This is a genomic window from Mycobacteriales bacterium, from assembly GCA_035690485.1.
Lineage (GTDB): Bacteria > Actinomycetota > Actinomycetes > JAFAQI01 > DASSKL01 > DASSKL01.
Genome location: DASSKL010000044.1, coordinates 1 through 4367 on the forward strand (window position 1 = coordinate 1; position 4367 = coordinate 4367).

Genomic DNA, 4367 nt, shown 5'->3' on the forward strand with positions numbered 1-4367 from the left:
GCAGCGGTTGAGGTTGGGCTGGGTGTAGGCGAGCAGGTAGGCATGCTGCTGTGCGTAGGGCAACGCGCGGATGCTTGGCTCGTTCCAGATCGCGGTGCCGATGACCGCGCGGCGATCACGAGGCATAGGGCGCGTCCTCCGTCTCGATGATTCGGCGGGCGTCCTCTTGCAGGTCAGTGATCGCCCGCCAGCAGCAGCCGCAGAAGAACCGGAACCGGTCGTCGGGCAGCAGCCCGCGGCGTCCCATCGCGACCTGGATCATCTGGTGCACGGATTCTTCGAGGAGTCCAGCGGCAATGAACCGCTCAACTGACTGCTGCCACCCGCCGGGGAGCGGGAACGGTCGCTGTTCTTCGCGTGTGGTAGCTCGCGGTGGCGGCGGGAGCGGTCCGTCCCAACCGGGGACTACTTCAACCTTCTCGACGGTGCTGCCAACGAGTTCGGCAATCTGGCGACGTGCGTCGGCGTAACCGAGCTCGCGACGGGTGTCTGTGACGCAGCCACGCTCTACCTGGATGCGAAGGACACCGTTCTCGAATCCGACGGGCCGACTGTGTCGAGCGTGCCAGCGGAGGATTTGGTACCAGTTGTCAACGAGCACGTTTCCGGTCGGCTCTACCGGATCGGGCGGGACGGCGACCTTGACGGAATAGGTCCACTCATTCCACGCGGCCTCGAAACGCTCGATACCGGCATCGATGAGTTCGCGGTCAGCGAGCATGTTGTGCGCGGCCTGCTCGATCGCGAGCGCCCAACGCAGCGCGTCAGCTTGCACGTCTGCCACAGTGCTGTCATTGGGGCGGATGCTCGATTTGCCGGCGTTGCACTCCTGGCAGGCAGTGACGAGGTTGCCGGGCTCGTCTGAACCGCCGAGCGACACCGGCGTGACGTGGTCGATCGTCAGCGCGACATCTGGGGCCATGGCGCCGCAGTACCGGCAGGTGTGGTTGTCGCGGCGCAGGATCTCGAACCGGAGGCGTCTGCTGAGTCCCATCAGGCTCCCTTCTGCTGCTGGCGGCGTGCTTCTTCGCGCGCTCGCGCATCGGTGTAGCTGGTGGTGGAGGCGCGTCGTTTGCCGCTGGCGATGGCCCTGTCGTCGATGAGAGCGGAAGCGGTCAGCGGTGTGGAGACGTCGGCCAGTCCGGCGCTGCGTCGTAGTCCGGTGAGGGTGAGGGCCGGGTCGGGTGCGGTTTCGGGCCGTCCGGCGACCGCCGCGGGGCTGTGTGTGGCGCAGCGCGGGCCTTGCAGGTAGCGGCGGGTGGGTGTGGCCCGGCAGTGCCCGCCGGCCGTGTAGTAGCCACAGGGAGCGTTCATGACAGCGCCTCCGCGACAGCGGCGATCAGGTCACGGGCGGCGGGCGGAGTGACCGCATTGCCCGCCAGGCGCACGCGCTCGCGGCGGGTGCCGGACCACTTGTAGTCGGCGGGGAAGGCCATGCCGGCTGCGACCTCGTGGGGTTCGAGCATGCGGAACAGGCAGTCGTCGACCTGCGCCTTCGCGGCCTCGACGTCGCCCGGCGTCACAAGTGACTGGTGGCCTCTCGTGGTCAGGGTGCGCAGCACCTCCCAGGCTGGTGTGGTCATCTCCGCGCCGTCGCCCCGGCTCGAGTTGTGCCGCATGACGAGCGCGTACCGGTCGCGGGTGGTCAGCGTGCCGACCGGCTCGTCCACCGGCTTCGCCGACTCGCTGCTGCCGTAGTAGGGGGCGAGCAGGTAGTCGTTGTTGCCTTCGGCGGTCAGGGTGCGCAGCTCCCGGTCGACGGGGCGCGCGGCGTTCGTGACGTGCGCCGGCCCGCTGCCCATGAGGGAGACGTGCAGCGGCATCGCGAGCGCGTAGGACTCGCGGGTGGTGAACGCCCGGTGCGGTTCGCCGGCCGGCCGCGCGTCGTCGTTCCACGTGCCGCCGGATGGGACGACCATCGCCGTCTCAAGCCGGGTCGTCTGTGTGCGCAGCGGCAGGCCCATCGGGCGGGCGTGCGTGCCGTCGCGGCCTTCGACGGGGATCGCGAGCGCCTTCGACTCGATCGTGTGCAACGTCTTGAGCACGTCGTACGTCGACCAGGCGCGGTAGTAGGCGTCCGGCCGGCCGTGGGCCGGGTGCTTGGGGTCCGCGGCGTCGTAGGTGTGGCCGCCGGCTTCCAGGTGGAACGGGTGCCAGTAGCGGGCGATGCCGGCGGCGATGCGGGCGCGGGTCTTCTCGGCGAGAGGCTTGTCCCGGTCGCCGATCCGCTTGCCGGGCAGGGTCCAGTCGATCGCCGCGGCGGCGGGCAGCCATCCGGGCTCGACCGTGGTGCCGCAGCTGGCGCACAGGTAGACGTACTGCTGGCGGTAGCGGCCGACGGTGCGGCCAGGCTTCCACGCCTGCCGGGCTTCGACGATCTCGTCGCAGCGCGGGCACCAGGCGCGCGGGCGCATCATCCGCTCGACGTCCGGCGCACGGTCACCGTCGCGCCAGCAGACGATGTACAGCCGGTCGCGGGACTGCGGTGCGGGCAGGCCGAGCGCCTGCGCGTGCATCGAGTTCAGCGAGACGACCTGGTAGTGGTAGCCGAGCTTGAGCAGCTCCTGCTGCCATACCTGCCAGGCGAGCCGGTAGCGTGGCTGGGTGGCGATGTCGACGACGTTCTCGACGACCATCGCCCGGTACCGGTGATGCTCGGCGAACCGGAGCACGTCGAACATGAGCAGCCGGGAACGTTGCGACGCCTCGTCGGACAGCGGGTCCTCGAACAGGCCTTCCTCAATCGTTGGCAGCGGCTTGGAGCCGTTGGCCTGCGACCACTTCGTGCACTCAGGTGACGCCCACAGGATGTCGGTGCGCGGGAAGTACGACGGGTCCTCGAGGTGCAGGTCGACGGCCGCGTGGTCAGCGTCCGGGTGGTTGCTGTTGTGGACGTCGACGGCGAGCTTCCAGTGGTTCGCGGCCATCCGGATCCGCACGCCGGGAACGTTGACCATGCCGGTCGACGACCCGCCGCCCCCGCAGAACAGGTCCGTGACGGTGAGGCTCATGACGCCTCGTCCAGCAGCGCCCGTGTCGACGCCCCCGACAACCTGAGCCGGCGTCCCGCCTCCGACGGGGTCAGCCCGGCCGCGATCAGCCGCACCAGCGCCTCCCCACGCTCATCACGGGGCAGCGACACGTGCTCGCCGGCGAGGGCGCGCTGCACGGCCACCTCATCCACCGCGGGCAGTGGCAGGAGCAGCGCGTGCACGTCGACGATCCGCGCGAGGGTCGAGCGATACATCTGCGAGCGCTTGAACATCCGGTAGACGCCGGACGCCGTGATGCCCAGGTGCTCACCGATGTCGCGGTAGGACAGGCCGGCCGCCTGGAGCTCTCGCAGCAGCCGCTGGCCTTCGTCCGCGTCGACGGTGGCGGGTGTGCCGTTGCGGGCGTCGAGCTGGCGGGTGCGGGAGCGTCGGGCGTGGTCGGCGCGGGCGGTCAGGCAGCGGCAGCCGTAGTTGACGTAGGCGTCCTCGTTGCCGTGCCGGGTCGCCGTGCAGCCGTTCACGACGCAGCCTCGATCTCGTCCAGCAGGAACGGCTCCCACGGCTGACGCCGCCCCGACCCGTCCTTACGCCCGGTGATCCGCCAGTACGCGACCGGTTTACGCGGAGCGCAGATGGCCACCACAGGGACAGCGCCGAACGCCGCCGAGAACTCGACCAGCGCGTTCCACTCGTCCGGGCCGATGCCCCCACCGGAACGCAGGGACCGTTTGACCTGCACGGCGAGCACCTGACCGGCCTTTGCTGCCAGGAAGTCGGCGGGGCCGCGGGACAGTTGGGATGTGATCAGCTGGTAGCCGTTGGTGGTGCAGTCGGCGCGGGCTCGGGCTTCCGCGGCCTTGCCGACACGGGCGCTGTTCACTCCACACCATCCACCACGACAATGGCCCGCGGCTTGCCTTCGGCTCGGCGGATCGCGCCCTTACGGGCCAACTGCTCCAGCACCCACTTCACCGATGAGGTCGAGCCCAGGCCGATCCCGTCGCCGATCTCGCGGAGTGACGGTGCCCAACCGTGCGCGGCGACATACTCGCGGATGAACTCGACCGCTGCTTGCTCACGACGTGACAGCACCTCCGTCGTTGCGGTGTTGCAGGCAGGGGAGATCACCGCACACCTCGCCACAGCCGGGCGGCGCTACCCCGCGTCGTCGGCCTGCGCGACTGGCACCAGCCCGCCGGCTCGACCAGCTGCGCCTGCCGGGCCGCGAAGAACAGCGCACCCCATGAACTGCTCGTCCGCGGTTCCGGCACGCCGAGCTCGACGAGCGACCAGGCGTCGAACGGCTCACCCGACGCGGCCAGATGCTCGAGGGCTTGCCAGGCTGCCACTCGCCAGAATTCGTCGCTGCGGGAA

At 69.9% G+C, this 4367-nt stretch carries 7 protein-coding genes; all 7 read right to left on the minus strand.

Annotated elements, in window-relative coordinates:
• Positions 1–115 precede the first annotated feature (115 nt).
• A complete protein-coding gene (locus VFJ21_05870) occupies positions 116–994 on the minus strand; it encodes an HNH endonuclease (GenBank protein HET7406650.1) in 879 nt (292 codons plus the stop codon).
• Complete coding sequence (locus VFJ21_05875; protein ID HET7406651.1) at positions 994–1314, minus strand: hypothetical protein; 321 nt, start codon at positions 1312–1314, stop codon at positions 994–996. Before VFJ21_05875 ends, VFJ21_05870 begins: the two co-directional genes overlap by 1 nt.
• Positions 1311–3011, minus strand: a complete 1701-nt coding sequence (locus tag VFJ21_05880; protein HET7406652.1) for a DNA cytosine methyltransferase — start codon at positions 3009–3011, stop codon at positions 1311–1313. The genes VFJ21_05875 and VFJ21_05880 overlap by 4 nt, the downstream gene beginning before the upstream one ends.
• Complete coding sequence (locus tag VFJ21_05885; protein HET7406653.1) at positions 3008–3514, minus strand: hypothetical protein; 507 nt, start codon at positions 3512–3514, stop codon at positions 3008–3010. The genes VFJ21_05880 and VFJ21_05885 overlap by 4 nt, the downstream gene beginning before the upstream one ends.
• Positions 3511–3873, minus strand: a complete 363-nt coding sequence (locus tag VFJ21_05890; GenBank protein HET7406654.1) for a hypothetical protein — start codon at positions 3871–3873, stop codon at positions 3511–3513. Before VFJ21_05890 ends, VFJ21_05885 begins: the two co-directional genes overlap by 4 nt.
• Positions 3870–4121 (minus strand): hypothetical protein, encoded by a 252-nt coding sequence (locus VFJ21_05895; protein HET7406655.1) that lies wholly within the window; start codon positions 4119–4121, stop codon positions 3870–3872. Before VFJ21_05895 ends, VFJ21_05890 begins: the two co-directional genes overlap by 4 nt.
• Positions 4118–4367, minus strand: a 250-nt coding sequence (locus VFJ21_05900; protein HET7406656.1) for a hypothetical protein, incomplete at its 5' end; no start/stop codon positions are given. The genes VFJ21_05900 and VFJ21_05895, both read right to left, overlap by 4 nt.